Source organism: Elizabethkingia bruuniana (genome assembly GCF_002024805.1).
Taxonomy (GTDB): domain Bacteria; phylum Bacteroidota; class Bacteroidia; order Flavobacteriales; family Weeksellaceae; genus Elizabethkingia; species Elizabethkingia bruuniana.
This window is the reverse complement of sequence record NZ_CP014337.1, coordinates 3,424,372-3,450,023: the sequence shown is the minus strand read 5'-3', so window position 1 is coordinate 3,450,023 and position 25,652 is coordinate 3,424,372. Positions and strand designations below refer to the sequence as shown.

Sequence of the window (25,652 nt, the reverse complement as noted above, 5' to 3'; positions counted from 1 at the left end):
GTTTTGAAAATCTAAAGAAAGCAAACTCGCTTTTTTTATGTTTAATTTTGCGACCTATATGAAGAAATATTTTACTGGTTTATTGTTCTTATTTATTCTCATTTTTCAGGGGCAGACTTTTAATGGGACTATATACTTAAGGGACAACTCTGCATTATACCTTAATCAGATCTATGTAACAAACCTCAATACTCAGAAAACTGTTCTTGCGGATTATCAGGGGGAATTTAATATCCCAGCGAAAGTCGGAGATGTTATAAGGTTTACTTCCATTGTTACCGAAAGAAAAGATATAACACTTACTCCACAATATTTTCAGGACAAAAGGATGCTTGTAGAACTTTCTATAGCTTATCATGAAATTAAAGAAGTGGTATTAAGACGCTTTAAGCCTACCGGAAACTTCAAAGTAGATGTACTTTCTACCCGGGAAGATAAAAGGCTTGCTTTAGCCAATAAAATAGGATTACCTTCACCAAAGGGCGATGGAACTTCTCCACGTTCCCCGATTGCTTCTTTCAATAATGGAGGACTTGGATTTAATGTACAAAGTGTATTCGATATCCTGACAGGTGAACGTAGGAAACAGGAACGTCTTTATGCTTATGAAGCTATGCAGAAAAATGTAACCAATCTTCATAATTATTATGGTGATGATTATTTTATTAAACTGAAAATTCCTAAAAACTTAATAGATAATTTCCTGCAGTTTGTTTATACATCCGATGATCTGGGGTCTCTTGTGAAGAGTGGAGAATATGCTATGATCGAGATGTCTATTGAGAAATATCTCCCGGTTTACCTTAAAAGACTGCGTAATTCCAACTTACAAGCTGTAATTGGAGATAAATAGCTGTAAATTTGTTATTTTTGCACCCTAAATTTTGAATTTTGGGTAAAAATAAGATCAGACGTTTCGAAGAAAATAAAACTCTTGTCAATGTTTTCCAGCCTACACGTGAAGAGGCTCTTTCGGGCTATGAAATGAAAGGTAAGTGGAGAACTGATTTCTTCAAAAACGATAATCCGATTGTATTAGAATTGGGTTGTGGAAAGGGAGAATATAGTGTAGGAATGGCAAAAGCATTTCCGGATAAAAACTTTATCGGAGTAGATATCAAAGGTGCGCGCTTTTGGTTTGGCGCTAAAGAAGCAGTAGAGAAAGATCTGACCAACGTTGCTTTTCTCCGTACACAGATAGAATTAATCGATCTGTTTTTTGAAAAAGATGAGGTTGATGAAATCTGGATTACTTTCCCCGATCCTCAGATTAAATTTAAGCGGGCTAAGCACAGAATGACGCATCCTGAATTTCTAGAGCGTTATAAAAAAATTGTGAAAAAAGGCGGTTATATTCATCTGAAAACAGATTCTGAATTTTTACATGGTTATACTTTGGGAATACTTCAGGCATTAGGTTATGATGTAGAAGTTTCGCATCATGATATTTACGGAGCTCCTGAATTTGAAACAGATGCCGTACATCTTCGTGAAATTAAAACTTATTATGAGGGCTTGTTTTCTGCAAAAGGGAAGACAATTACGTATTTAAGATTTAAAATTTAATTATATTTGTCCGATATGAAGAAATTTTTACTTATAATTCTTGGTTCGGTTTTATTGTGGAGTTGTGCGTCTAATAATGTGACACTTGCACATATTATGGAAACTAAGGATATTAATGAGCTTTCGGCTTACATTAAGAAATATCCTAAACATAAGGATATTGCCTTCTTAAAGCAGAAATTATTGTCTTTACAAATCGCAGCCAATCCTAAAAAAGCGGCCGATATTCCTAAACCTGTTATTAAAACTCTTGAGGAGCGGGAGGCTGAAGAATTTGCAAAACTTATGGCTCAGGATAAATCCGGACATAACGCTAAAACGGTGAATGTACTCAATCAGATGTTTAATAACGATATCAGTGACACCAATGCGATTTTGCTTGTGGCGAATAATTCGGATTGTAATATGATCCTAAGGATTCAGGGTGATAAGTATTATAATATGGCAATCCCTGCAAAGGGTCAGAATACTCTGGTATTACCACAAGGAACCTATACACTTACCGGTTCACTATGCGGCGCAACTTATACCTCCACCAAGGTTATTCAAAAGAATCTTTCGCTGGCTTTAGGCACAGCCAGACAATAACTAATATAAAACCGGACATTCAGATGAATGTCCGGTTGTTTTTATAAAGTAGATGTGTTCTTGGGATAAAGACTTTCTTTGAGCTCGTTTACTCTGTATTCGGTAGAAATATTCGCTTTTTCTATTTTTTCTTTAGCATAGACTTTTACATCATTTTCATTTTTATCCAGCAACCAGTCATAAGGGCCTACGGAGGAAATAAGTTTAATCAGTACAGGAGATATTTCCAGACATATAAATAGTCCCATAATAAAGGTTGAAGCTAATGCTATAATTGCACTCGCTTTACCAAGTTCATCCAGGGCCTGAAGTCTTGCGGCAAAACCATTAAAACGGTTTTCAGCACCTTCAGAATTCTTTAGTTCCTGCTCCAGATTAGTATATACTTTGGATGTTTCTTTGTCCAGATATTCCAAACGAGGAGCTATCTGCTTCTGATAATTTTGTAAATCTGCAAGCCTGTTTTTCTTCAGCTCTTCCTTACGCTTGGCATTGCTGCCATAACCTATCTTTCCGGAAGTAAGGCCGGATTGTTTTCCCAGAATTTCTTTTTCCAGCTCCACAGAAGCAGAATCATATGACTTCTGATAAGCCGCAAGTTTTGAATTAATTTCAGCCTTTTCCTTATCATAAGGACCGCTTTGCTGCATAATCCGGTTATTGATTTTTGCCTGCAGTTCGGTCTTATTTCTTTGGATAATAGTATTAAGCTGCTTATTAACCTCTTTTTCAAAAATCTTTAGTTCCAGAGGTTTTGCGATAATAATTCCTAAGAAGGCTGCCAGAATAAGACGAGGTATAGTCATCAGTATCTGGTTCCACCATGTTCCTGTCTTTTTAATAGAAGAAACAATATATCTGTCCAGATTAAAGATCATCAGACCCCATAGCAATCCAAAGCCTATAGCTGCCCAGATATCGTCAAAAATAGTATACATGGCATAGCCGGAAGATAACGTTGCAAATACAGCAGTAAATAATACTACGCCACCGATTCCGGAGTACTTATTCCACTCGGATGGTGTTTTTCTCAAAATATGAATGTTTGCCCCGGAGCAAAGCATCATAAAGTGCTGAAACCAATTCATTTTGGCTTCAGCGGGTGCAATATTGGGTTGTAATGTTTTCATAAAATTTTACTCTTGAATTTAATAGGTACGAAAAACCATACCAATGTTACAAATAGTAGTATGTTTTACCTAGTAAAATAATTGTGCAATACTTGTAAAGCAGTTTTACAAGTAATGTACTTTGAAAACCAGTGTTTTAATCTTATTTTTGTTTAAAGTGTTGTATGTGGTTTAATTTATTTCTTTATTTGGTGAAAAAATATGAGAAAGAGTTTTCTGTTTATACTTTTTGTTTTATCATTGAATATTATTGCCCAGATTCATGTTGTAAAAAATGGAGAAAATGTTTCCAAAAATGAGGAAAAGGCATTTGAAGTATTTAAGTCTTATATGGAAGTTGTTGATGACAGAAAAGGAGGACAAAAATTCTGGAACACAGATAAGAAGTTCACCTCTTATGATTTTTTGTTCTCAGAGGGGTTCTGGAATCCTAATCTGTATGCTTACATTTCACAGGCTAATGTTTTATCTGTATCTGATATTGGAGGAAGAGCTAAACTAATCAGAGTTCTAATGTCCCCGTCTGATAAGGCAGATAATATATATGCGATAGCAAATTATATATTTAAGGATAATAAGCTATCTAATTATACTGATTTTTATACAAAAGGATGGGTGGAAAGAACAGTCGGAAATATTGAATATCATTTCCCGTCAGATTATTCTTTCAGTACTACAAAGGCGAAACAGGCAAATGTTTTTGTAAATAAACTACAGGAAATATTTAAACTTGATGATGATAAATTACATTATTACATCGCAAAAAATTGCAAGGAAGTAAGAACGGTGCAAGGCTTTGATTATGTTTTGGGAGAGGGGCAAAGTGATAATTGTGCTTTTTTTGATTCACAAAACAAGATAATATACACAGCAGCATTTTCAGGCGAAAATCATAGACATGAGCTTATCCATCTTATTAATATCAAATATCCCAATGCACATTACTGGCTGACGTCCGGATTTTCTGTTTACAGTAAGTCTGACAATGCGCATATTGGAAAGTCATTAGCATGGCATTGCCAAAAGATTTCAGATTTTACAAAAAAGCATCCGGATTTTAATTTTTTGGATGAAGAAAAAGAGATAAAATTAGAGGGAACTTCTGTTGATTATTTTGTTGGTGCAGCATTAATACATCTGTTTTTGAAAAAGTATACCACAGAAGATTTAGGTATGATTATGGAAAAATCATCGGAAAAAGGTTTCTTTGAAAAAAACTATTATTTATTCGGAGCTACGAGTTTGGCAGATTTAAATAGTAAGATAAAAGAAACAATTAAAGAATTGTCAAATCCTAAGACCAAATTGATGCTGGACCTAAATTAATAATTTATTTAATCCTGCCAGGATTCTGCTTAAGAAAGCTGTCCCATCCCGAATAGGATTTTTCAGAGATATCTTTACCCATATTAAAATGATGACATACTGCAACGGCAAGACCGTCTGATGCATCCAGATATTTGGTGGGAAATTCCTTTAGCTGTAACAGATTTTTCAGCATTCCGGCAACCTGTTCCTTACTGGCATTACCATTTCCGGTAATAGCCATTTTTATTTTTTTAGGAGAATATTCAGTAATTGGGATGTCTCTTGCAAGGCTGGCAGCCATGGCTACGCCCTGAGCGCGGCCTAATTTCAGCATGGATTGTACATTTTTTCCAAAGAAAGGAGCTTCCAGTGCAACTTCATCCGGGTGGTATTCATCAATTAATGCAAGAGTACGATCGAATATCTTCTTTAGTTTTATTTCATGAGTCTCCAGCTTTTTCAGAATTAATTCATGTATAGAAATTAATTCCATCTTCTGTCCCTTTACCGAAATAATACCAAATCCCATAACAGCTGTTCCGGGGTCAATACCTAATATGATTTTTTCGTGTTGCATCCTTATGCAAAGATACAGGGAATAATTGAGGTAAATTAATATTACATGAAGTCGTGAATAATCTTTATATTTATTTCATTAAACCACAAAATATATGAATAGAATTGTACTTAAGGCAGTACTGTTATCAGCAACCGTTTCCGGGACAGTTGTTACTTACGCACAGGCACAGCAAACTCCAAAATTTGTCTCAAATATTGAAGGAGTGAAGCAATATACCATGAATAATGGACTAAAAGTTCTTCTAATTCCGGATGCCTCACAAAGTAATGTTGTAGTTAACATAGTATACAATGTAGGATCTAAAAATGAAGGTTATGGAGAGAAGGGTATGGCTCATCTTTTGGAACATATGCTCTTTAAAAGTACCAAAAAATTAGGTGATATCAAGAAAATGCTCTCTGATAAAGGAGGGAATGCTAATGGAACAACCTGGTATGACAGAACCAATTATTATGAAGTATTTCCATTTAATGAAGAAAACCTACGTTGGGCATTGGAAATGGAAGCTGATAGAATGCTCAATGCAACGATTTTACAATCTGATCTAGATAAAGAGTTCTCTGTAGTAAGAAATGAATTTGAAATTGGTGAAAATAGTCCGGAAGGCGTTTTGCAGGAGAGAATTCTTTCAACTGCTTATCTGTGGCATAACTATGGAAATAGCACGATTGGAAGCAAAGAAGATATTGAAAGAGTAAAAGCTGACAGACTACGTACATTCTATGAAAAATATTATCAGCCGGATAATGCTACATTAGTTGTTGCGGGTAAATTTGATGAACCAAAACTTTTACAATATATTGGACAATATTTCGGGTCTATACCAAAGCCAACCAGGGTTCTGGATAAAACCTATACATTGGAACCTGCACAGGATGGAGAACGATTTGTCGAACTAAAGAGAGCAGGAGATAGTAAAGTTTTTGGGGCTGTCTATCATACGGTTCCATATGCTGATAAAGATTATGCAGCACTGGATGCATTGTCTAATATTTTGACTTCAGACCCATCAGGGTATCTTTATAAATCACTTGTAGATACTCATAAGGTTGCTTCTATTTATTCATATCAGCAAACATTACGAGATGCCAGCTTTATGTATTTTGGGATTAATATTCCAAATGATACGGATATTAAAGTAACGGAAAATTTGGTACGTTCGGAACTGGATAAAATACCAACAATTAAATATACTGATCAGGATGTTCAAAGAGCTAAGACAGCTTTATTAAAACAATATGATAATATTAAGAATAATACAATTAGCTATGCGATAAATCTTACCGAGATTATTGGCGCCGGAGATTATAGACTCGGCTTTTTATATCGTGACAATATTGAGAAATTGACCAAGGCCGATATAGAAAGGGTTGCACAAAAGTATTTCACTTCTAATAACAGGACTGTAGGTATTTTTATTCCGTCTAAGGATGAGAAAAGAGTTAATGCTTTGGAATACTCTGATGATAAACTGGCGGGATTAACAACTAACTATAAAGGAAAAGCCCTTGAAAAAGAAGTAGCTCCTTTTGAAGCTAGCATTTCTAACCTAAAGAAAAACCTGACAGAAGATAAGACCGGAAACGGAATGAAGTATGGATTTATTAAAAAAGAGATTAAAGGTGAGAAGGTATTAGCGTCATTTAATTTCCGGATAGGAGATGAAAAAAGTCTGAAAGGCAAATCTCAGATTGGAGATGCAATGGCACAGCTATTGAAAACCGGAACAAAAAAATATACCAAAGAGCAGCTTAAAGATAAACTGGACGCATTGAAATCCAGTATCAATTTTGGGTATGGAGGACAAAGCCTGTCGGTGAATATCAATACATATAAGAATAATTTTGCTGAGGTGATGGGTATCTTAAAAGATATATTGACTGATTCCACATTTCCTCAAGACGAACTTACAAAATCTATAAAAGAATATAATACATATCTGGAATCATCTTTAAATGATCCTCAGACCTTAGCATTCACAGAGATTAGCAGAATAAACCAAGGTTATCCAAAAGACCATATTTACTATACCCCATCAATCCAGGAACAAATTGACTTTAATAAAGATGTGAAACGTGAACAAATTGTTGATTTCTATCAGAATCTTATTGGAGCTAACTACGGTGTAGGAACAGTAATCGGTAACCTGGATGCAAAAACTGTTAAAACAGTATTGGAAGATACATTTGGAAAATGGAATACAAAAACTAAATACAGTTATGTCGTTCCAACTTTCTTCCCGTCTAAAAAAGAAGATAAAATCATTAACACTCCGGATAAAGAAAATGCAGCAGCAGTTGGTGCTATAAACTTTAAGATGGACAGAAAGAACCCTGACTATCCAGCTCTCCTTCTGGCCAATGAAATGCTGGGAAGCGGAGGTTTCCTGTCAGCAAGAATTCCGATGCGTCTTCGTGAAAAAGAAGGGATCAGTTATGGTGCCGGATCATATATGAGTGTTCCTTATATTAATGATGCTGCTTCATGGGGCTATTATGCTTTCCTTAATCCGACAAAGAAAGATGCTGTAGACAAGGCTGTCCGTGAAGAAATTGCAAAAGCTTTAAAAGATGGATTCACTGATGAAGAACTTAAAGCAAATAAACAGAGTTGGCAGAACTCAAGGAAAACAGGATTGGGTAATGACGGAACTTTAATGGGATTAGTAAATAGTAAATTGTTATATGATATTCCGTTAGAAGACTATGATACTCTTGAAAGTAAAGTGCTAAATATAAACGTTCAACAAGCAAATGAAGCATTACGTAAATATTTAAAAACCAGCGAAATGACCACTTTAGATGTTGGGGACTTTAGTAAAAAGTAGATATAATACTTGTGAAAAATGTTTTCGGAGCAGGAAGCAGTGTTATAAAGCAATAATTTAACGTTTAAACATAGAAATAAAAAGGTGTCAAAATTTTTGATACCTTTTTTATTGATGCATAAGAAATTTATGTATATTTGATATGTAAGAAAATTAGGTATGTCTAAAAAGAATAATAAATTATACAAAGGAACTTTACAGAATATCATTCTGAAGCTATTAGCTCAGGAAGTCAAGATGTATGGTTATCAAATGACGCAAAGGGCAAAAGACCTGACGAAGGGGGAGTTGGAGATGACGGAGGGAGCACTCTATCCGTTATTACATAAACTGGAAGACGAAGGACTTATTACATCTGAAATACAAAATATAAATGGACGTGACCGGAAATATTACTTATTGACTGAAAAAGGTAAGCATCAGCAGGCAGAGCAAGAGGCTGAAATGAAAAGTTATATTTTGAACCTGAATACTATTTTTAATATTTAATAGCAATAGATATGGAATATCAAGATAAAAAGATAACGGATTATTTAATCGAAAAAAGACTTCCTTTGGATATCCTTCTTGAAGTAAAAGATCATATGGCCGATCAGGTTGCTGCTTTAGAGACAGAACAAAATATAACTTTTGATGATGCTTTTGAACAGACTAAACCTTCATGGGGAAAAGATCTTGAGATGAGGTTTAGTTTCTTTTCCTATAAATTCAGAAAGATTACCAGATTGCAGAATAGTATAATGATGCGCAATCAGCTTAGAATACAAAAGAAATCTCTGCTGATAATGTTGGCCATATTCTTTGTGACCTCATATTTTATTCTATATATCCCGAAACTGTCTATCTACGCATTCATTGCTTTTAATGGCGGAGCTGCAATATTAGGAATTGCAGTATCTATTTTAGGACGGAAGCTACTGGAAACTACTAAAGGTAATTATAAAAAGAATATAAGTGTTTTTCAAAGAAGTGTAGGAAGTCTCATGCTTACAGGGGCCCTTTTTATTACAGCCAATAATATTTTAGGAGTGGACTCGCAGATCGAAAAGATTAGTGGAAGTCTAAATGAGATTTTCTTTCAGCATAATTTTAAACCTGGAGATTTCATGCATGCTACGATGAGCTATCTTTATATCTATATGGTAGTTTATGGATACCTTAATTATATTAGTTATAAAAAGGCAGTAGTCAAAATAAAGGAGAGAATGACACTTGAATTTTAATATTATGAACACACCATCACAAAATAGTCCAATACGTCAATACTTATTAGCAAAAAAACTTCCCTGGGATATTATGCTGGAAGTGGAAGATCATATCCATACACAAGTTCAGGATTTGGAGGTTTCAAAAAATATGACATATGAAGAAGCATTTTTAGAAGTTCAGTTATTGTGGAAAGAAGATTTGAAAATAGATCGTCCTGCATTAACTACTTACAATGAATTTCTGGCAACACCTTTTGTCAGGAAAATTTACTGGCAAAGGCGTAAAAGCGCAATTTTTCGTTCTGTAGGCTTTGCCTTGAGTGTATTAATGCTTCTTATTCTTGCTGCAACAGAATTAGATATTTCGTCTTTCCGAATTGTCTTTATGGTTATAGTGATTCTGTCTACTTTTACCCCTGTCTTGTATTATATCAGATATTTCCGGGTGTTTCGGTTTACAGATAAATTTGCAAACAAGTTTTCAATATACCAACGGGAATTTATCGTATGGAATTTTATTTTAGGCGGCTTTAATTTTTTTTGGATTTCCAGAAAACAAATCCCGGACTTTTACCAATTGTTAAATGCACATAAGATAGAAGATGCTTTATATACTTACTTCATATTTGCCTTTTTATTGTTCTGGTTAGGAATGGCTTGTTATTGCCTTTTATTTAGCCAGAGGTTTGTAAAATCAGTGAAACAGATAAAAAAACGGTTAACATTATGATTACCATTGAACAGGAAAATATAATCAGAAATTATTTACTAAATAAAAAACTTACACTGGATATAGCCGCTGAGATATATGACCATATGCTGACGCAGGTTGCCTTATTGATGTCGGAAGGTGAGAGTTTTGAAGTGGCATGGCAAAAAACTAAAATCTCATGGAATGATGAAATGAAAACCATCTATGATGTATGGTATAGTTTTGATGACATTACTCTGCTAATGAAAAAAATAAAACAAAGGTATCTGAGAAGTTCTTTTACAAAAGCTTTTCCTATAGCATTATTAATATGGGGCATTCATGTTGCTTTGTTATGGAGTATTCCTCGTGAATGGGTAGAAGGGGTACAAGTTATAATATGTGTTATTTACTTTGTTGCATTAGGTTACTGGGTATATCGAAGCAAAGATCTTTTCAAACTACAAAGAAAATACACTAACAGACTGAGTGTTTATCAGGAATTTGTAATGCTTCCAGTTTTTACAGGAGGTTTTATAGGATGGATTGGCAATGTTAATGCATGGAATAGGCTATATGATATAAGATACTCGGTGTTTACTTCATCTTTTGGATGGAAGGATGTATTCATTTTTAGTGGAATGACAGTAATGATGGCACTGTTTTACCTGTGCATGGTGATATCTGCAATTACAATTCGAAAATACCGGAACAGTATTATACAGATAAAACCTTTTTTGCAAAAGATACAATAACGATGAATATACTAGAAAGAAAACAGATACAGAAATATCTGGAAGATAAACGACTTCCGTTGGATATTTATTTAGAAATAGAGGATCATATTATTTCTCAGATTGAAGAGCTGGAACATGAAGGTATAGGCTTTCAAGAGGCCTTTTTACAAGTGAAAACTAAATGGAAGAAAGAATTGTCCTTTCAGAATTTTAGTTTTAGTGATGTGAAAGCAGTTCCGAAAATTGTAGCTAAGATAAGAAGTGCGTATGTAAGAGAAATAATGCCTAAAATTTTGATTATTTCATTCTTGATATTATTAGTTCTGGTTTTAGGAGCCTATCAATTAGACATAGAAAGTTTTAAAACATTTTATACAATTATTTATGCAGGATTTATAATTCTTCCGGTTATTGTTTTTATCTTAAACTTTGAGGTGTTGATTCAGCGAGGAAATTACAATAAGCGTCCACTGAATGCTTATCATAAGATGGTAGAGTTGGCTGTAGGAATGTTTATATTTCCGATGGTAAATATAACTAATGTATCAAAGTCATCTGAAATGTTTTATAGTGTATTTTACGTATCAGAAACGAGTCTACTAAGTAAAATATTAACACTTAGTATGCCCCTGTATTTCTCGGCGGTATGTTTATTTTCTGCTTTTGTTTTTATTAAATATAAAAGAGAAGTTACTAAAATGAAACTAGCATAAAACAGAGAAGGTGCAATTGCACCCTCTCTGTTATTTCTATTTCTCTTCCAAGCCTTTACTAAACTCCATGAGTGCTTTTCCCTGAAAGGCTTTTCTACTGCCTTTTTCTATAGCCTTGTCCCATTCTTTTTCTCCTTCTTCCATTCGGCCTATAGCATATAGATAACTGCCCAAAGCGGTATGGCCTTCAGGTTCTCCCATGTCGATTATTTTTTGTGCTAATGCTAATAGCTCCGGATGAGGTTGGATATTTTGTTTGGAAAGGTCTTTTCCTGTGAGTAAGCCTGGGGTTACTTCCAGCATTTTGGCTCCGAATAGATCAAGGCAGGATTTTGCAAGCCCTTTGTCACAAAGTTCCGTGTTGAAGCTGATGAAATCCGGATCGAGTAATGCGGCCAGATCACCCTGATTTTTCTTTTTATCGTAGTATTGTGCAAGTAGTGCTGCTTTCTTCTGTGATAGCTCAGGATTCGTTCTGTTATTTACGGATATAGAGTCTTTATTGAATTTCCATACTTCATTTTCAACCCAAGTCGATATGCCGTGAAGTTCTTTTCCTTTTATCTTAAATATAAAAATATCTTTATCAGGATAGATCATTAAGCTGTCATTTCGGGTAAAATAATCTCCATGTGCCATGTCGCCGATCAGAACTTTTCCGTTGCCATCGAAATTAAAACTCCCATATAAACTTCCATTTCCTTTAACGCCATAATAGCCTTGTAATGCATTGTCGGGTTTCTGTGCAAAAGAAAAGATTGATAGAAATATTAAAAGGTGAGATATAAATTTTTTCATGTGGTCAAAGATACTATTCTCCGGTTAATTTTTTTGTTGATATAGGGACCCATTTTCCATCATGACGAAGAAGTTGTATTTCATCGACTATGAATTTAGTTTTGTAATCTTTATATTCATAGAAATTCCATGCCCTCTTGAAATTATCAAAGCTTAGATCTCTATAACCGACTGTTACGTGAGGATTGAAAGAGTTTTTTATAAAGTTAAAACGATCTTTTACTTTGGAATGAAGTGTATTCAAGTTTTCATTCTTTTCTGGTTGAACAAATAAAACCGGATTTTTGGGATTAGGAAAAGATCCAAAGCCATTTAAGATTAATTCAAAAGGAGAAATATGAGTATCTATCTTCTGAAAAGCCGTAATAATATCCTGTTCCATAGCCTTGTCTCTTGAGAAAGGTGGAAAGAGAGTAATATGGGCATCATTCTTTAGTGCTTTGGAATTGCTATAGTTTTTCGCCAGATCTTCTTTGAAAACCCTGATTTCCTCAATAATAAATTTTGGAGGATAGATGGCTATGAAATATAGTTTATTCATTTTTATGTTCAACAGGCTTTAGTAAATCTTTCTGTAAATCTACGATAACGTTCTGAAGATTATCTGTAATGTTTTTAACCTCTTTATGTGGATTAAATACTGCATTTTTACCTTTATTTTCATCAGCGATATTAGAAAGAATAATAACAGAAGTTTTGGTTTCAGGATAATAAATGTTTAGAGACGGAGATCCCTTTACATATCCACTATGAAAATAAGCTTCAGGCTTTCCGGTATTCAGCATTATGCCATAACCATAGCCCATTTTCCCAAAAACTGCATGTTGTCTTTCCGCACTTTTCTTTGTGAATTCTTTTAGTGTTTCAGGTTTTAGAATTTTACCTCCGTATAATTTCTGATTCCAAAGGTGAAGATCGTCTATAGTAGAGAGGATACCGCCTGCTGGTGTACCTATTTCTTTTCCGGCAAGTCGCTTAGGCATATTGGGAACAACTTCCTGAACCTTTTCATTTCCAAGATATGCACTTGCAAAATTTCCGGTTTTAAAAGTCAGTGCAGTGGACGAATGGTGCATGCCAGTTTTAATAAAAAGCTCTGTGGCATTTTCGTCGTAGGATTTTCCGGAAACCTTCTCCACAATTTGCCCTAATGCATTAAATCCGTCATTAGAATAAAAGAAACCTGTCCCGCTTCTAAACATAAGTCTGTTACCCATAATGTTCAGTCCGGAAGTATGGTTCAGAAGCTGGTTGATGGTGATATTTTCGTATTCCTTGATTCGAAAATCTGGCAGATACTGTGAAACTTTATCTTCCAATTTTAATTTGCCTTGTTCCTTCTGCAATAAGATGAGAACAGCGGTGAATTGCTTGCTTACCGAGCCAATGGCAAAAATGGTGTTGTTGTCAATCTTAGTTTTACTCTTAAAGTTAGAATAGCCATTTTCTTTTCTGTATAATATAGTACTGTCCTTAAAAACAGCAATACTTCCGTTGAAGTGATACTTTTTAAATACGGTGTCAATCTGCTGTTGTGTAAGTTTAGTTTGAAATGCTGTTATTGTAGAATCTATAACAACATTGCGGTCGATAGTTTTTTGCTGTTCCGTTTTACATGAAAATAGCAGGGTGAAAAGAAATAGAAATCCTAATTTTTTTATCATAAGTGTTTTGTTATAAGTTTGAATAGAGTATTGATTAAAATAGCATAACTGATTTTAAATTTAGTGAAATACTCTGAAGTCTCCTAACGAAACAAATTCCATGCTAAAGAACAATTAATATACAATTAGTACTCTTAATTAATACCTTTGATTAGCTAATTACAATAGATTATGAAAGAAAGCCTGAAGAGTGATTCTTTACAAATAGAACATCTGCTAAATATTATAAAAGAACAAGGTGTAGAATATTTGAACTCTATTTCGGAGAGAGCAACATCTGTAGATAATAAATTAATTCCCGAAAAGCAGGCATTACCAGAGGAAGGATATGGTACTGAGGAAGTACTGAAGCTGTTTAATAAAAGATTTGAACCTCTGATGGTGGCTTCATCTGGTCCAAGGTATCTGGGATTTGTGACCGGAGGCTCCACACCTGCATCAGTTGCTGGAGATTGGTTATCGACTATATATGATCAGAATACCCAATCTGTAAAAGGACATGGAGATATTTCAGCAGTTATAGAATTAGAGGCCATAGCAATGTTACTGGATCTTTTGGAATTACCTAAAAGTTTTTTAGGAGGCTTTGTAACCGGAGCCATGATGTCCAATTTCACCTGTGTTGCCGTAGCGAGGCAATGGTATGGAAAAGAGAAGGAGATAGATATAGCAAAAGAAGGAATAACAATTCCGATACACATATTAACAGCTATACCACATTCTTCAGCAATAAAGTCACTTTCTCTTTTGGGAATAGGAAGTGGTAATATTATTAAGATTAAAACTGAAGAGGGTAACAGAGAAGCCATCTCTATTAAGGATCTCGAAGATCATATCCAGAAACTGAATGGAGACCCTTTTATTTTGATTTCAAGTGGAGGCACTGTAAATACGGTTGACTTTGACGATTTTACTGCGATAAGAAAGCTAAAAGAAAAATATAATTTCTGGTGGCATATCGATGCTGCATTTGGAGGTTTTGCAGCATGTTCCGATACTTACAAACACTTGGTAAAAGACTGGGAATATGCAGATAGCATTACCGTAGACTGTCATAAATGGCTGAATGTTCCTTATGAAAGTGCTGTGTTCTTTATAAAAGAGCAATACAAGCTTTTACAGGTTGAAACTTTTCAGAACTCCAATGCTCCTTATCTGGGAGATCCGCTGGAAAGTTTTAATTATTTAAATTTTCTTCCGGAAAATTCGAGACGCTTAAAAGCCTTACCGGCATGGTTCTCACTTATGGCTTATGGTAAAGATGGTTATCGGGATATTGTGGAAAACAGCATTTTTTGTTCAAATCAATTTGGGGAATTTATAGAAAGCAGTGATGATTTCGAATTGCTGGCTCCTGTGCGTCTGAATACAATATGTTTCACTCTAAAAGGAGAAGAGAAGCAGGATATGGTAAATCAATTTCTGGAATTGCTGAATGCTACAGGTAAAGTTTTTATGACACCAACCAATTATAACCAGCGTAAAGGAATAAGAGCTGCTTTTGTTAACTGGCGGACTACGGAACATGATGTAAAGTTGATAACTGAGGCAATGGCTGAGTTGGCCACAGATCTGAAATAAATAAAAATCCCTCATAGTATTTTCTACGAGGGATTATTTTTTTAGGCTGTAGCCTCTACATATTTCTTCGGTATTTGCCACCTACTTCAAACAAAGCATTGGTAATTTGCCCCAGAGAACAATATTTTACAGCATCCATCATAACCCCAAATAGGTTTTGCTGATTAATGGCTGCATGTTGTAATTTTCTTAAAGCCTCTTCAGATTTTCCTTCATTGGCTTCCTGGAAATTGTGAAGAGATTCAATCTGTGCCTGCTTTTCTTCCTCAGTGGAACGAATAACCTCTCCTGGTAAAACAGTTGGAGACCCATCTTTGCCCAGGAATGTGTTTACACCAATAATAGGATATTCCCCGGTATGTTTCAGCCATTCATAATGCATAGACTCTTCCTGAATTTTTGAACGCTGATACATGGTTTCCATAGCACCAAGAACACCACCTCTTTCTGTAATTCTGTCGAATTCAGTATATACAGCTTCTTCTACAAGGTCTGTTAATTCCTCGATAATAAAAGAGCCCTGAAGCGGATTTTCATTTTTAGCCAGACCTAATTCTTTGTTAATAATAAGCTGAATGGCCATCGCTCTTCTTACAGATTCTTCTGTTGGTGTTGTAATCGCTTCGTCATATGCATTGGTGTGAAGTGAATTGCAGTTGTCATAAATAGCATATAAAGCCTGAAGCGTGGTTCTGATATCATTAAAATCAATTTCCTGAGCGTGAAGTGAACGGCCGGAAGTCTGAATATGATACTTCAGCATCTGGCTTCTTTCATCTGCACCATATTTCAGTTTCATGGCTTTTGCCCAGATTCTTCTTGCCACACGGCCGATAACTGCATATTCAGGGTCGATACCGTTGGAGAAGAAGAAAGATAAGTTTGGTGCAAAATCGTTGATGTCCATTCCACGGCTTAGATAGTATTCCACATAAGTAAATCCGTTTGCCAATGTAAATGCCAATTGCGAAATCGGATTAGCTCCGGCTTCTGCAATATGATATCCTGAAATAGAAACCGAATAGAAATTTCTTACTTTTTCTTTAATGAAATACTCCTGAACGTCACCCATTAATCTTAGTGCAAATTCGGTAGAGAAAATACAAGTGTTTTGTGCCTGATCTTCTTTCAGAATATCTGCCTGGACTGTTCCCCGAACGGTAGCTATTGTTTGGGCTTTGATTTTTTCGTAAACATCTGCAGGGATCACTTCATCTCCGGTAATTCCTAACAATTTTAAGCCTAAACCATTATTAGATGGAGGCAACTCTCCGTTATATTGAGGTCTCTTTAAGCCTTTTTCGTCAAACTTGGCTTTCAGAACAGCTTCTACTTTCGCTTCAAGCTTGTGTTCAGTAATATATTTTTCAACATTCTGGTCGATAGCTGCATTCATAAAGAAAGCCAATAGCATCGGAGCAGGACCATTAATAGTCATAGACACAGAAGTCAGAGCATTTACAAGGTCAAAACCAGAGTATAGCTTTTTAGCATCATCCAATGTTGCAATAGAAACTCCGGCATTACCAATTTTACCATAGATATCTGGTGGTAAAGCAGGATCCTGACCATATAATGTTACCGAGTCAAAAGCTGTAGACAAACGTTTTGCCGGCATTTCTGCAGAAACATAATGGAATCTTCTGTTGGTTCTTTCCGGTCCGCCTTCTCCGGCAAACATTCTCGTAGGATCTTCTCCGGTTCTTTTGAATGGATAAATACCTGCTGTGTAAGGGAAACTTCCCGGAAGGTTCTCCTGGCCTTTCCATTTAATCAGGTCTCCCCAGTCATTATACTTAGGTAGTGCTATTTTAGGAATTCTAAGATGGGATAAAGATTCTGTTGAGGTTTCTACTTTAATCTCTTTTCCACGAACGAAGTAAGAATAGAATTCTGCGTTGAATGCTTTTTTTGTATCATCCCAGTTTTTAAGGAAATCTATGTTTTCCTGTTGCAGTTCTTTTTCCGCTTTTTGATATTCAGTTTCCAAAACCTCATTGGAGATAATCTTCTTAACACCGTCAATATGATACATTGTTCTGGCTAATTCAGCCTGTTTCTCAATTGCAGCATCATATTGCTTGTTATTTTCTACAATTTCAGACAGATAACGGACTCTTTTGGGCGGAATTATGGTCACTTCATCTGTTACCTCCTGTTCTATAAAAGTATTAAACTCCGATACATTGTCCCCCTGAGTCTGTCGAAGGGTCTCATTTACCTTTACAACTAATCTGTTATAGAGTTCTGTTGTGCCATGATCGTTGAATTGAGAAGCTTTGGTTGCAAAAACCGGCATATCATCTAATGGATTTTCCCATAAAAGATGGTTTCTCTGGAATTGCTTTCTTACAGCTTGTAATGCATCCAGGGCACCGCGTTTATCCGATTTATTTAAAGCAACAAGATCTGCATAATCCAGCATGTCTATTTTTTCAAGCTGAGTAGAAGCTCCATATTCAGGAGTCATTACATACATTGATACATCTGCAAAATCAGAAACTTCAGAACCGGACTGTCCGATACCAGATGTTTCCAATATAATAACATCCGGATGTGCCAATTTTAGGACATTTAATGCAGAGTGAATAAACGGCGAAACCGAAACATTATTTTCTCTGGTAGCCATCGAACGCATGTAGACTCTTGGATCATTAATAGCATTCATACGGATTCTGTCACCTAAAAGGGCGCCTCCTGTTTTCTTTTTGGAAGGGTCAATAGAGATAATCGCAATCTTTTTATCCGGATTAGAACGCAGGAAGCGTCTTACCAGTTCGTCCGTTAAAGAAGATTTACCAGCACCACCAGTACCAGTAATACCAATAATCGGAATATTCAGATCTTTTGATTGTTCATCTATAGCCTTTACCAGCTCAGGTTTTTCGTCTGAGAAATTCTCCACTGCCGAAATAATCTGGGCAATGCTCGTTGGATTGTCGAAGTTTATAGCACCCAGGTCTTTTGCAGTTATATCTTTTCCAGTAGCAAAATCAGATCTGTGTACAAGATCATCAATCATTCCCTGAAGACCAAGCTCTCGGCCGTCGTCCGGAGAATAAATTCTGTCGATACCATAATCCATAAGGTCTTTTATTTCTTCAGGCAGGATAACGCCGCCGCCGCCACCGAAGATTTTAATCTGTGGTGAGTTCTTTTCTCTCAGCAGATCATAGATATACTTAAAGTATTCGTTATGTCCGCCCTGATAAGAAGTCAATGCTATAGCATTAGCATCTTCTTGTATTGCTGTGTTTACAACTTCTTCTGCTGATTTGTCATGTCCAAGGTGAATAACCTCGCATCCGGTTCCCTGGATCACCCGCCGCATAATGTTTATAGCAGCGTCATGTCCGTCGAACAAAGCCGCTGCTGTAACGATCCTAACTTTATTGTCAGGAGTATATTTTTTTGTATTCATATTAGGGTTTAGTAATAATTCAAATATAATAAATTGAGGGCATATCTTCTTCAGGATTATATGGTTAACGGAAAGGGCTTAAAAATGGCTGGTTTCAGCCATTTTTGCTTATAAATCATAGTCTGTAGATTAAAAATTAATACTTTTATGCACGTAAAATCTAATACTAAACACTATAATGATGAATTTTAAAACTACTTTAATAATAGCGTTAATCAGTGCGTATTCTGTAGCGTTTGCTCAGGAGCGTATTTACTTTGATGAAAACTGGGAAGCTACCACCAAAGGCCAGATGGTTTACTACCGGGAAACCTCTAAACAAGGAAATCTTATTCTTTTAAAAGATTATTATAAAAACGGAGCACTGCAATTCGAAGGCTTGGCATCGGATGTCACACCAAACCATGAAGTCTATGAAGGGAAGGCAACATGGTATTTTCCTGATGGTAAACCTGAAAAAATTGCAGAATATGTAAAAGGAGTGCCAACAGGAGTGTCTAAAATGTTTGACGGACAAGGACGTCTTGTTGAAGATCTGATCTATAATAAAGAAGGAAGATACGACGGGACATCTTATCTTTATAAAAATACTGATGAGAACACAGGTTATAATATGATCACGTAGTATAAGAATTCTGAAGCTACTTATACAGTTGTTTTCGATGATTCTAAAAAAGGAATAAGAAGTGAGACTATTTATAAGGAAGGTTATGAGTCTGAAGTTAAATATTACGACGAAAAAGGGAAATATATAGGAAGTAAAACGTATAATACTAAAGAAGGCAAATATGAAGGGACTCTTATAGAATACTATTATGCACCTATGAGAATTGCCAGTATAGAAAGATATAACAAAAAAGGTGATCTGTTGGAGTCTAAGAACTATTATAAAAATGGCAAACTGAAACAGGATGTAAAAATATCCGGTAAAAACAGGCAGAAAATAACTTATAATGAAGAAGGGAAGGTAATAGCAAGGCTTAACTTAAAGTATAATGAAGACATTAAAGATGCTGTTGCTTATGAAGGGGAAGATTATGAATTCTATGAAGAAGGAGAGACTGTAAGACATATATCTACCTACCATGAAGGAGTACTTATTTCTGATAAGAACTATGATGAAGACGGAAAATTAAATACCGAAAATTTCTATAAAGGAGAGGACAAAGTAGCTACTAATTACTATAATACTGATGGTACTTTAAAAGCAAAACTGGAGTTAAAGGATGGCGTTGGTTATAATGGGACAGAAATTGCAAGTGCCGGTGAAATAGTGTATAAAGACGGAATTGTTCAGGATATGAAAAGACTTTTCGAAAACGGAAAAGTACAATGGACAAGGCATCTTAACCCTGAGAAAAATATATATGAATCTAAAGTATATAACGAAGACGGAGCAGTACTTTATTCTTATACAAGATCAGTACAGGAGGATTCGTTTAGCGGAGAAGTATTACAATATGTAAAAGGTAAAGTAAGTAACAAGGCTGTTATAAAGGATAATAATCTTGTTAGTGGCAAAATCCGAATCGATGAAGATGTACGCGATGTAGAGATCGAAAGAAAAGGAGAATGGATCATAATCCGACAATATACAAAAGCTGGTAAGTTATTTTCAGAAGAAAAAGTTCTTATTAATGAAAATCCTTACGGAGAATCTTATTATTTTCGCGAAGAATCTCTTGTCAAGAATTATAACTATTAATAAGAAGCATGAAAAAAGCAATTTTATATCTTTTATTGGGAACTGCAGTTAGTTTCCTGTTCCATTATTTTTTATCAGGATTCGGGAAAGTTTCTTTAGACCTGTATTATGCTTTTGCTTTTGGATTGGGTTGGGGAATGGCTTATTTTCTGGACAGACCCGATTTTGCACTACCCAAAAAATTAGGGCTATCCTTTATAGGCATTATCCTTTTAGTAGTATTAGGAGTTGTTTTCTTTAATCTGGAAATTGCTATTCCTTCTATTATTCGTTTTTCAACAGTTTTTGTTGCCTATTATCTTTTGGCTAGTTTCAGACAAAGTAAGTCGTTGAGAAAATAAAATTGATTTTAATAAAATCAAAAGAAGCGTTTCAGATATCTGAAACGCTTCTTTTTTATATTCTATATCCTGCATGTTTAGTGAATCATCAGGAAGCTTATTAATATTAGAATCATTAAAAGGAATGTAAATAAAATTGTATTAATAAAGAATAAAGATATCCCTGCAATACCTGTAGTAATCGGATGTGTCCTGTATACTTTATAATGAGCAATGAAAAAATAAACTCCACTATAAATTGAGAATATGGTAGCTAAGAAATATCCGATATTTCTGAAAAATGATAAAAACGGGAACCATTTTGCAATAAGACTTAGGAATAGAACTATTGCAATCTCTACTAATAGAAATGAAAAATAATGCAACGTGAAAACGCCGTGATCAAAATACCAAAACTTTTTCTTGCTATGAAATAGCCATAGTGTAAGTGCAAATAAAGGTAGATATAAAAAGAGAGCTTTTGGAAGAGAATGAAAGAAAGTTATAATTAGGCCGTTCAGTACATCTTTATAAGTTGCACCATGCTCATGAAGCTCAAAAGCTTTTTTTACAATAGGTCGTTCAATAGTAGTAAAGTTCATAGGATTTTTTGCTTGTATTGAATCGTATTGTTTTATATTATTAGCACCTTTTATATGAGTGCCTTCTAAAAAGCGTTGATCTTTCCAGTTCATAAGATCACCTTGGATAGTATTTTTTTTTATCAGAGAATCTTTTGTAGCTTTTAAAAATGCCTGAAGTTTTATTGAATCAACTTTCTTTATGTTATTTTCTTTGACGATAATACCTGTTGCTTCAACAGTGTTTAATTCACGGAGGTGATTTTGAGTTTGAATCAGTTCTTCATCTTTTTCATTATGACCACTTCCGACGTTTATGGGTAAAAAAGCAACCATTAGAAAAGTTATGAAACTCATGAAAATATATAGTTTCACAGGCGGAACATACTTTTGGCGTTCACCTTTTAGGTATGTAGTTGTTAATTTTCCAGGATTGAAGAGAAGATTTTTTAATGTTCCCCAAAACTGACCGTCATAATGGGTGAAGTCTTCAAAGAAGTGTGTGAAAAGATAATAGAAAGGCTGTTTGGGTTCAGTGTTTTCCTGGCCACAATGCGGGCAGAATCTCTCTTCTACCTGATGGCCACAGTTTAGGCATGTCTTGTCTGATCGGAGTTTTCCGTGGTGTCCCATTTTTGAATAGTTTTCTCCAAAAATAATCAGATTTTGGAAAAATGGAAATAAAAAAAGCAATACCTTATAAAAAGGGACTGCTTTTTTCTATGTTGATGTGTTTTTATGTTTGAATTATACACAATTCGTGTGCCAAAATAGGATGAGGTAATATAGATAAAAATCGATTTTTATATAAGCTTTTGAATTATAGCGCTTTGTCAATTTAAACACTTGCGTAATATAAAAAAGCAAATAGCTGTTTTGTTTTAGAAAAATTATTTATACCTTTGCAAACCCGTAATGGGGAAAATTATGTTTAATCGTAAACGATAAGTAGTGAATACATTAAGTTACAAAACCGTATCGGCTAACAAAGCTACCGCAAATAAAGAATGGGTTGTGGTAGACGCTGATGGACAGCCTTTAGGGCGTTTAGCATCTAAAGTGGCTAAGATTTTGAGAGGAAAGCACAAAACTAACTTTACACCGCACGTTGACTGTGGCGATAACGTTATTATTTTGAATGCTGAGAAAGTAGCACTTTCAGGAAACAAGTGGGCTGATAAAGAGTACATCTGGCATACTGGATACCCAGGAGGTCAAAAATCTTTAACTGCTGAAGAGCTTCACAAGAAAAATAGTGCAACGGTAGTTGAAAAAGCTGTAAAAGGGATGCTTCCTAAAAACAGATTAGGAAAAGCTATCTTCAAAAACCTTCACGTATACGTAGGTGGAGAGCACAAGCATGAAGCACAGCAGCCTAAAGAAATTAATATTAACGAAATTAAATAATTAAGATGTCTACAGTACACAAAATCGGAAGAAGAAAAACATCTGTAGCGAGAGTTTACGTTAAGCCAGGTGCTGGTAACATTACTGTTAACGGTAAAGATGCTAAAACTTACTTCTGCACAGATATGTTGGTTTACAAATTAAATCAACCATTTTTATTAACTGAAACTGCTGGACAGTACGACGTTACCGTTAATGTTTTCGGTGGTGGTATTACAGGTCAGGCAGAAGCTATCAGACTAGGTATTTCAAGAGCACTTTGCGCAATCAATGAAGAATTCAGATTATCATTGAAACCTCACGGTCTTCTTACCAGAGATGCAAGAATGGTAGAAAGAAAGAAATTCGGTCAGAAAAAAGCGAGAAAGAGATTCCAATTCTCAAAACGTTAATTTTCAAAATTCAGGATCTCGGATCATGGATTTCGGACGCTTCACTTGGTCTGTTATCTTATTTCTGAAATCTATTTTAAACAAAACAAAAATTGCCCGTTTAGTTTAGCACCCAAACACTTCTCCCGTTCTTTGAAGTTGTTGATTGCTTAAAGCGGAATGTAAACTAAAAAAATTAAAGACATGGCAAAAGCAAATGTAAAAGACCTATTAGAGGCTGGCGTACACTTCGGTCACATGACTAGAAAGTGGAATCCAAATATGGCTCCATATATCTTCATGGAGAAAAACGGTATTCACATTGTCGATTTACATAAAACGGCAGTAAAATTGGACGAAGCTTGTAACGCTTTAGAAAAAATTACTTCTGCTGGTAAAAAAGTTCTTTTCGTAGCTACTAAAAAACAAGCTAAAGAAGTTGTTGCAAAACACGCTTCTGAACTGAACATGCCTTATATTACTGAAAGATGGCCAGGTGGTATGCTTACCAACTTCGTAACTATCAGAAAAGCGGTTAAGAAAATGAACGCTATCGATAAAATGAAGAAAGATGGTACTTTCGAAACTTTATCTAAAAAAGAAAGATTACAAGTTGACCGTCAGAGAGCTAACCTAGAGAAAAACTTAGGTTCTATCGCTGACATGGTGCGTCTTCCTTCTGCTATTTTCGTAGTAGATATTATGAGAGAACACATCGCGGTAACTGAAGCTAAGAAATTAGGTATTCCAGTTTTCGGTATCGTTGATACGAACTCTGACCCAAGAAAAGTAGATTTCGTTATCCCAGGTAACGATGATGCTTCTAAATCTATCGATATGATTCTTTCTGTAGTGTCTGAATCTATCAAAGAAGGTCAGTCTCAAAGAAAAGCTGAAAAAGAAAAATCTAAAGAAGGTGAAAAAGCTACAGCTGATGCTGATGCTGATTTCGATGCTGAATAAGAATTTTCTTATATACATAAAAGAACCCGTTAGTTTACTAGCGGGTTCTTTTTTTATCCAATATGGAGTTGATTATTTTAAAGATAACTGCTGGGAGTTTCGGATACTGATGGTTTCTCTGTAAACTTTCTGACAAACATCGGCCGAAAGGGTATAGGTCCCTTTGCGGATCATAGCATAGCCAACCTTTCCGGTACCAATTGGTATTCTTTTAAAACCATTACTTCCGCTGATGGTGAAAACCATATTACAGGAAGATTCATTTTTTATAACAATAGAAGTATTAATAGCATTTGGATCTGTACTGTTCAAAAGATCATTTAATACAGCTTCCGTTTCAGGTTTATAAGTCTTTAGTAACTCATTATATTCTCTTTCAGTATTTGCCATAGAAGTATTGTTGTTTCCGGGGTAAGAAGGATATCTTGGAAATCGGTTGTATGTGCCATAATTCATGGCATCGCACCCGGCCAGAAGTACTGTTGCAGAAATAAGGAATAAATATTTTTTCATCCGTCAAAGATAAATTAATCTTCTTAAAATTAATTATTTCGTAATACACCGAAACACAAAACACAGCTTTTTAATTTGTTGTATTTTTTTTATCTTTGCACTGCTAAAATTTCAAGCATTATTTAATTAAAATATTTCAAACTATGTATACACCAGTAGCAGCAGACGTAGCTAAACTAAGAAACCACACAGGTGCAGGTATGATGGATAGCAAAAAAGCTTTAGTGGAAGCTGAAGGCGATTTTGAGAAAGCTATCGAAATCCTTAGAAAAAAAGGTCAGAAAGTAGCAGCTAACAGAGCTGACAGAGAAAGTACTGAAGGTGCTGTTATCGCAAGAGTTAATGAAGATAACACTTTAGGTGCTATCATTAGCCTTAACTGTGAGACTGACTTCGTTGCTAAAAACGAAGCTTTCATCGAGTTAGCTTATGAATTAGCTGAAATGGCAATTACTGCTGCGACTAAAGAAGAATTATTAGCTACAGATTTCCACGGAATTACTGTTGCTGAGAAATTAATCGAGCAGACAGGTGTTATCGGTGAGAAAATCGAGATCGGTAGCTTCGAAAGAATTGAAGGACCTTTCTTAGGTGCTTACATCCACGCAGGTAATAAAATTGCTGCTATTACTTCTCTTTCTGCTAACGTAGAAGGTGGTGTTGATGCTGCAAAAGCTGTTTCTATGCAGATCGCTGCAATGAACCCAATCGCTCTTGATGAAACTCAGGTTTCTCAGGAAACTATAGATAAAGAACTAGAGATCGAAAGAGATATCTTAACTAAAGAAGGTAAGCCTGCAAATATTATCGATAACATCCTTAAAGGTAAAATGCAGAAGTTCTACAAAGAGAACACTCTTGTTCACCAGGCGTTCATCAAAGACGGAAGCCAATCAGTAGCTGACTATGTAAAATCAGTTAACGCTGACCTAAAAGTAGTAGGATTCGTAAGAGTAAGCTTAGCTTAATCAAACTGAAAT

General features: G+C 35.2%; 26 protein-coding genes. 18 read left to right on the top strand and 8 right to left on the bottom strand.

The window, feature by feature from the left end; genetic code table 11:
* The first annotated feature begins 37 nt into the window (after positions 1-37).
* The 3 genes from AYC65_RS16110 to AYC65_RS16100 are packed head-to-tail and all read left to right on the top strand — an operon-like array spanning position 38 to position 2,154.
* Positions 38-853, top strand: a complete 816-nt coding sequence (locus tag AYC65_RS16110; RefSeq protein WP_034868082.1) for a hypothetical protein — start codon at positions 38-40, stop codon at positions 851-853.
* A gap of 38 nt (positions 854-891) precedes the next feature.
* On the top strand, positions 892-1,566 hold the full coding sequence (trmB, locus tag AYC65_RS16105; protein WP_034868080.1) for a tRNA (guanosine(46)-N7)-methyltransferase TrmB: 675 nt from the start codon (positions 892-894) through the stop codon (positions 1,564-1,566).
* Positions 1,567-1,581: 15 nt separating this feature from the next.
* A complete protein-coding gene (locus AYC65_RS16100) occupies positions 1,582-2,154 on the top strand; it encodes a DUF6759 domain-containing protein (protein WP_034868078.1) in 573 nt (190 codons plus the stop codon).
* A 41-nt stretch (positions 2,155-2,195) separates the two neighbouring features.
* Here the strand turns inward: AYC65_RS16100 and AYC65_RS16095 are convergent, their stop codons facing one another.
* Positions 2,196-3,284 carry a DUF4407 domain-containing protein gene (locus AYC65_RS16095; protein ID WP_034868076.1) on the bottom strand — a complete coding sequence of 363 codons (1,089 nt, stop codon included), beginning with the start codon at positions 3,282-3,284 and terminating at the stop codon, positions 2,196-2,198.
* 201 nt (positions 3,285-3,485) lie between these two features.
* On the opposite strand from AYC65_RS16095, the gene AYC65_RS16090 reads away from it, so the two are divergent.
* Positions 3,486-4,610: a hypothetical protein gene (locus AYC65_RS16090; protein ID WP_034868074.1), complete on the top strand. Its 1,125-nt coding sequence runs from the start codon at positions 3,486-3,488 to the stop codon at positions 4,608-4,610.
* Between the two features lie 4 nt (positions 4,611-4,614).
* Here the strand turns inward: AYC65_RS16090 and ruvC are convergent, their stop codons facing one another.
* Positions 4,615-5,169: a crossover junction endodeoxyribonuclease RuvC gene (gene ruvC / locus AYC65_RS16085; RefSeq protein ID WP_034868072.1), complete on the bottom strand. Its 555-nt coding sequence runs from the start codon at positions 5,167-5,169 to the stop codon at positions 4,615-4,617.
* A 94-nt stretch (positions 5,170-5,263) separates the two neighbouring features.
* Here ruvC and AYC65_RS16080 point away from each other — a divergent pair, with 94 nt between their 5' ends.
* From AYC65_RS16080 to AYC65_RS16055, 6 genes are all read left to right on the top strand, one after another.
* Positions 5,264-7,999 (top strand): M16 family metallopeptidase, encoded by a 2,736-nt coding sequence (locus tag AYC65_RS16080; RefSeq protein WP_034868070.1) that lies wholly within the window; start codon positions 5,264-5,266, stop codon positions 7,997-7,999.
* A gap of 159 nt (positions 8,000-8,158) precedes the next feature.
* A complete protein-coding gene (locus AYC65_RS16075) occupies positions 8,159-8,488 on the top strand; it encodes a PadR family transcriptional regulator (protein ID WP_034868068.1) in 330 nt (109 codons plus the stop codon).
* Between the two features lie 11 nt (positions 8,489-8,499).
* On the top strand, positions 8,500-9,222 hold the full coding sequence (locus tag AYC65_RS16070) for a hypothetical protein (RefSeq protein WP_034868066.1): 723 nt from the start codon (positions 8,500-8,502) through the stop codon (positions 9,220-9,222).
* A 4-nt stretch (positions 9,223-9,226) separates the two neighbouring features.
* Positions 9,227-9,937 carry a hypothetical protein gene (locus AYC65_RS16065; protein ID WP_052114634.1) on the top strand — a complete coding sequence of 237 codons (711 nt, stop codon included), beginning with the start codon at positions 9,227-9,229 and terminating at the stop codon, positions 9,935-9,937.
* Entirely contained in the window at positions 9,934-10,653 is a 720-nt protein-coding gene (locus tag AYC65_RS16060; protein WP_034868064.1) for a hypothetical protein, read from the top strand. The genes AYC65_RS16065 and AYC65_RS16060 overlap by 4 nt, the downstream gene beginning before the upstream one ends.
* A 2-nt stretch (positions 10,654-10,655) precedes the next feature.
* Positions 10,656-11,348 carry a hypothetical protein gene (locus AYC65_RS16055; RefSeq protein ID WP_034868063.1) on the top strand — a complete coding sequence of 231 codons (693 nt, stop codon included), beginning with the start codon at positions 10,656-10,658 and terminating at the stop codon, positions 11,346-11,348.
* Between the two features lie 36 nt (positions 11,349-11,384).
* On the opposite strand, the gene AYC65_RS16050 is transcribed toward AYC65_RS16055, so the two are convergent.
* From AYC65_RS16050 to AYC65_RS16040, 3 genes are read right to left on the bottom strand one after another with little or no spacing between them, the layout of a single operon-like run.
* The gene (locus AYC65_RS16050; protein ID WP_034868061.1) at positions 11,385-12,146 is read right to left on the bottom strand and encodes a hypothetical protein; all 762 of its coding nucleotides are present in this window, start codon (positions 12,144-12,146) and stop codon (positions 11,385-11,387) included.
* Positions 12,147-12,159: 13 nt separating this feature from the next.
* Positions 12,160-12,687 (bottom strand): 2'-5' RNA ligase family protein, encoded by a 528-nt coding sequence (locus tag AYC65_RS16045; protein ID WP_034868060.1) that lies wholly within the window; start codon positions 12,685-12,687, stop codon positions 12,160-12,162.
* The gene (locus AYC65_RS16040; RefSeq protein ID WP_034868058.1) at positions 12,680-13,810 is read right to left on the bottom strand and encodes a serine hydrolase domain-containing protein; all 1,131 of its coding nucleotides are present in this window, start codon (positions 13,808-13,810) and stop codon (positions 12,680-12,682) included. The genes AYC65_RS16045 and AYC65_RS16040 overlap by 8 nt, the downstream gene beginning before the upstream one ends.
* A 171-nt stretch (positions 13,811-13,981) precedes the next feature.
* On the opposite strand from AYC65_RS16040, the gene AYC65_RS16035 reads away from it, so the two are divergent.
* A complete protein-coding gene (locus tag AYC65_RS16035) occupies positions 13,982-15,391 on the top strand; it encodes a pyridoxal phosphate-dependent decarboxylase family protein (protein ID WP_034868056.1) in 1,410 nt (469 codons plus the stop codon).
* A 55-nt stretch (positions 15,392-15,446) separates the two neighbouring features.
* On the opposite strand, the gene AYC65_RS16030 is transcribed toward AYC65_RS16035, so the two are convergent.
* Positions 15,447-18,812: a methylmalonyl-CoA mutase family protein gene (locus AYC65_RS16030; RefSeq protein WP_034868054.1), complete on the bottom strand. Its 3,366-nt coding sequence runs from the start codon at positions 18,810-18,812 to the stop codon at positions 15,447-15,449.
* Positions 18,813-18,990: 178 nt separating this feature from the next.
* On the opposite strand from AYC65_RS16030, the gene AYC65_RS21105 reads away from it, so the two are divergent.
* The 3 genes from AYC65_RS21105 (at position 18,991) to AYC65_RS16020 (ending at position 20,858) form a co-directional block, all read left to right on the top strand.
* Positions 18,991-19,437 (top strand): toxin-antitoxin system YwqK family antitoxin, encoded by a 447-nt coding sequence (locus tag AYC65_RS21105; RefSeq protein WP_236887492.1) that lies wholly within the window; start codon positions 18,991-18,993, stop codon positions 19,435-19,437.
* A 198-nt stretch (positions 19,438-19,635) separates the two neighbouring features.
* Positions 19,636-20,517, top strand: a complete 882-nt coding sequence (locus tag AYC65_RS21100) for a hypothetical protein (protein WP_236887490.1) — start codon at positions 19,636-19,638, stop codon at positions 20,515-20,517.
* Between the two features lie 8 nt (positions 20,518-20,525).
* Complete coding sequence (locus tag AYC65_RS16020) at positions 20,526-20,858, top strand: hypothetical protein (protein WP_034868052.1); 333 nt, start codon at positions 20,526-20,528, stop codon at positions 20,856-20,858.
* A gap of 77 nt (positions 20,859-20,935) precedes the next feature.
* Here the strand turns inward: AYC65_RS16020 and AYC65_RS16015 are convergent, their stop codons facing one another.
* Complete coding sequence (locus tag AYC65_RS16015; protein WP_034868050.1) at positions 20,936-22,051, bottom strand: DUF3667 domain-containing protein; 1,116 nt, start codon at positions 22,049-22,051, stop codon at positions 20,936-20,938.
* A gap of 318 nt (positions 22,052-22,369) precedes the next feature.
* On the opposite strand from AYC65_RS16015, the gene rplM reads away from it, so the two are divergent.
* The 3 genes from rplM (at position 22,370) to rpsB (ending at position 24,159) form a co-directional block, all read left to right on the top strand.
* A complete protein-coding gene (rplM, locus tag AYC65_RS16010) occupies positions 22,370-22,825 on the top strand; it encodes a 50S ribosomal protein L13 (protein ID WP_034868048.1) in 456 nt (151 codons plus the stop codon).
* Positions 22,826-22,830: 5 nt separating this feature from the next.
* A complete protein-coding gene (gene rpsI, locus AYC65_RS16005) occupies positions 22,831-23,217 on the top strand; it encodes a 30S ribosomal protein S9 (protein WP_034868046.1) in 387 nt (128 codons plus the stop codon).
* A gap of 183 nt (positions 23,218-23,400) precedes the next feature.
* Entirely contained in the window at positions 23,401-24,159 is a 759-nt protein-coding gene (rpsB, locus tag AYC65_RS16000; protein WP_009085459.1) for a 30S ribosomal protein S2, read from the top strand.
* 72 nt (positions 24,160-24,231) lie between these two features.
* Here the strand turns inward: rpsB and AYC65_RS15995 are convergent, their stop codons facing one another.
* On the bottom strand, positions 24,232-24,672 hold the full coding sequence (locus tag AYC65_RS15995) for a DUF6759 domain-containing protein (RefSeq protein WP_034868043.1): 441 nt from the start codon (positions 24,670-24,672) through the stop codon (positions 24,232-24,234).
* Positions 24,673-24,815: 143 nt separating this feature from the next.
* Here AYC65_RS15995 and tsf point away from each other — a divergent pair, with 143 nt between their 5' ends.
* Complete coding sequence (tsf, locus tag AYC65_RS15990; protein ID WP_034868041.1) at positions 24,816-25,640, top strand: translation elongation factor Ts; 825 nt, start codon at positions 24,816-24,818, stop codon at positions 25,638-25,640.
* The last annotated feature ends 12 nt before the right edge of the window (positions 25,641-25,652 follow it).

Coding starts and splice junctions, on each gene's coding strand:
- AYC65_RS16110 (WP_034868082.1), top strand. CDS start 38: ATGTTTAATTTTGCGACCTATATGAAGAAATATTTTACTGGTTTATTG.
- AYC65_RS16100 (WP_034868078.1), top strand. CDS start 1,582: ATGAAGAAATTTTTACTTATAATTCTTGGTTCGGTTTTATTGTGGAGT.
- AYC65_RS16095 (WP_034868076.1), bottom strand. CDS start 3,284: ATGAAAACATTACAACCCAATATTGCACCCGCTGAAGCCAAAATGAAT.
- AYC65_RS16090 (WP_034868074.1), top strand. CDS start 3,486: ATGAGAAAGAGTTTTCTGTTTATACTTTTTGTTTTATCATTGAATATT.
- ruvC (WP_034868072.1), bottom strand. CDS start 5,169: ATGCAACACGAAAAAATCATATTAGGTATTGACCCCGGAACAGCTGTT.
- AYC65_RS16080 (WP_034868070.1), top strand. CDS start 5,264: ATGAATAGAATTGTACTTAAGGCAGTACTGTTATCAGCAACCGTTTCC.
- AYC65_RS16075 (WP_034868068.1), top strand. CDS start 8,159: ATGTCTAAAAAGAATAATAAATTATACAAAGGAACTTTACAGAATATC.
- AYC65_RS16070 (WP_034868066.1), top strand. CDS start 8,500: ATGGAATATCAAGATAAAAAGATAACGGATTATTTAATCGAAAAAAGA.
- AYC65_RS16065 (WP_052114634.1), top strand. CDS start 9,227: ATGAACACACCATCACAAAATAGTCCAATACGTCAATACTTATTAGCA.
- AYC65_RS16060 (WP_034868064.1), top strand. CDS start 9,934: ATGATTACCATTGAACAGGAAAATATAATCAGAAATTATTTACTAAAT.
- AYC65_RS16055 (WP_034868063.1), top strand. CDS start 10,656: ATGAATATACTAGAAAGAAAACAGATACAGAAATATCTGGAAGATAAA.
- AYC65_RS16050 (WP_034868061.1), bottom strand. CDS start 12,146: ATGAAAAAATTTATATCTCACCTTTTAATATTTCTATCAATCTTTTCT.
- AYC65_RS16045 (WP_034868060.1), bottom strand. CDS start 12,687: ATGAATAAACTATATTTCATAGCCATCTATCCTCCAAAATTTATTATT.
- AYC65_RS16040 (WP_034868058.1), bottom strand. CDS start 13,810: ATGATAAAAAAATTAGGATTTCTATTTCTTTTCACCCTGCTATTTTCA.
- AYC65_RS16035 (WP_034868056.1), top strand. CDS start 13,982: ATGAAAGAAAGCCTGAAGAGTGATTCTTTACAAATAGAACATCTGCTA.
- AYC65_RS16030 (WP_034868054.1), bottom strand. CDS start 18,812: ATGAATACAAAAAAATATACTCCTGACAATAAAGTTAGGATCGTTACA.
- AYC65_RS21105 (WP_236887492.1), top strand. CDS start 18,991: ATGATGAATTTTAAAACTACTTTAATAATAGCGTTAATCAGTGCGTAT.
- AYC65_RS21100 (WP_236887490.1), top strand. CDS start 19,636: ATGAGAATTGCCAGTATAGAAAGATATAACAAAAAAGGTGATCTGTTG.
- AYC65_RS16020 (WP_034868052.1), top strand. CDS start 20,526: ATGAAAAAAGCAATTTTATATCTTTTATTGGGAACTGCAGTTAGTTTC.
- AYC65_RS16015 (WP_034868050.1), bottom strand. CDS start 22,051: ATGGGACACCACGGAAAACTCCGATCAGACAAGACATGCCTAAACTGT.
- rpsI (WP_034868046.1), top strand. CDS start 22,831: ATGTCTACAGTACACAAAATCGGAAGAAGAAAAACATCTGTAGCGAGA.
- rpsB (WP_009085459.1), top strand. CDS start 23,401: ATGGCAAAAGCAAATGTAAAAGACCTATTAGAGGCTGGCGTACACTTC.
- AYC65_RS15995 (WP_034868043.1), bottom strand. CDS start 24,672: ATGAAAAAATATTTATTCCTTATTTCTGCAACAGTACTTCTGGCCGGG.
- tsf (WP_034868041.1), top strand. CDS start 24,816: ATGTATACACCAGTAGCAGCAGACGTAGCTAAACTAAGAAACCACACA.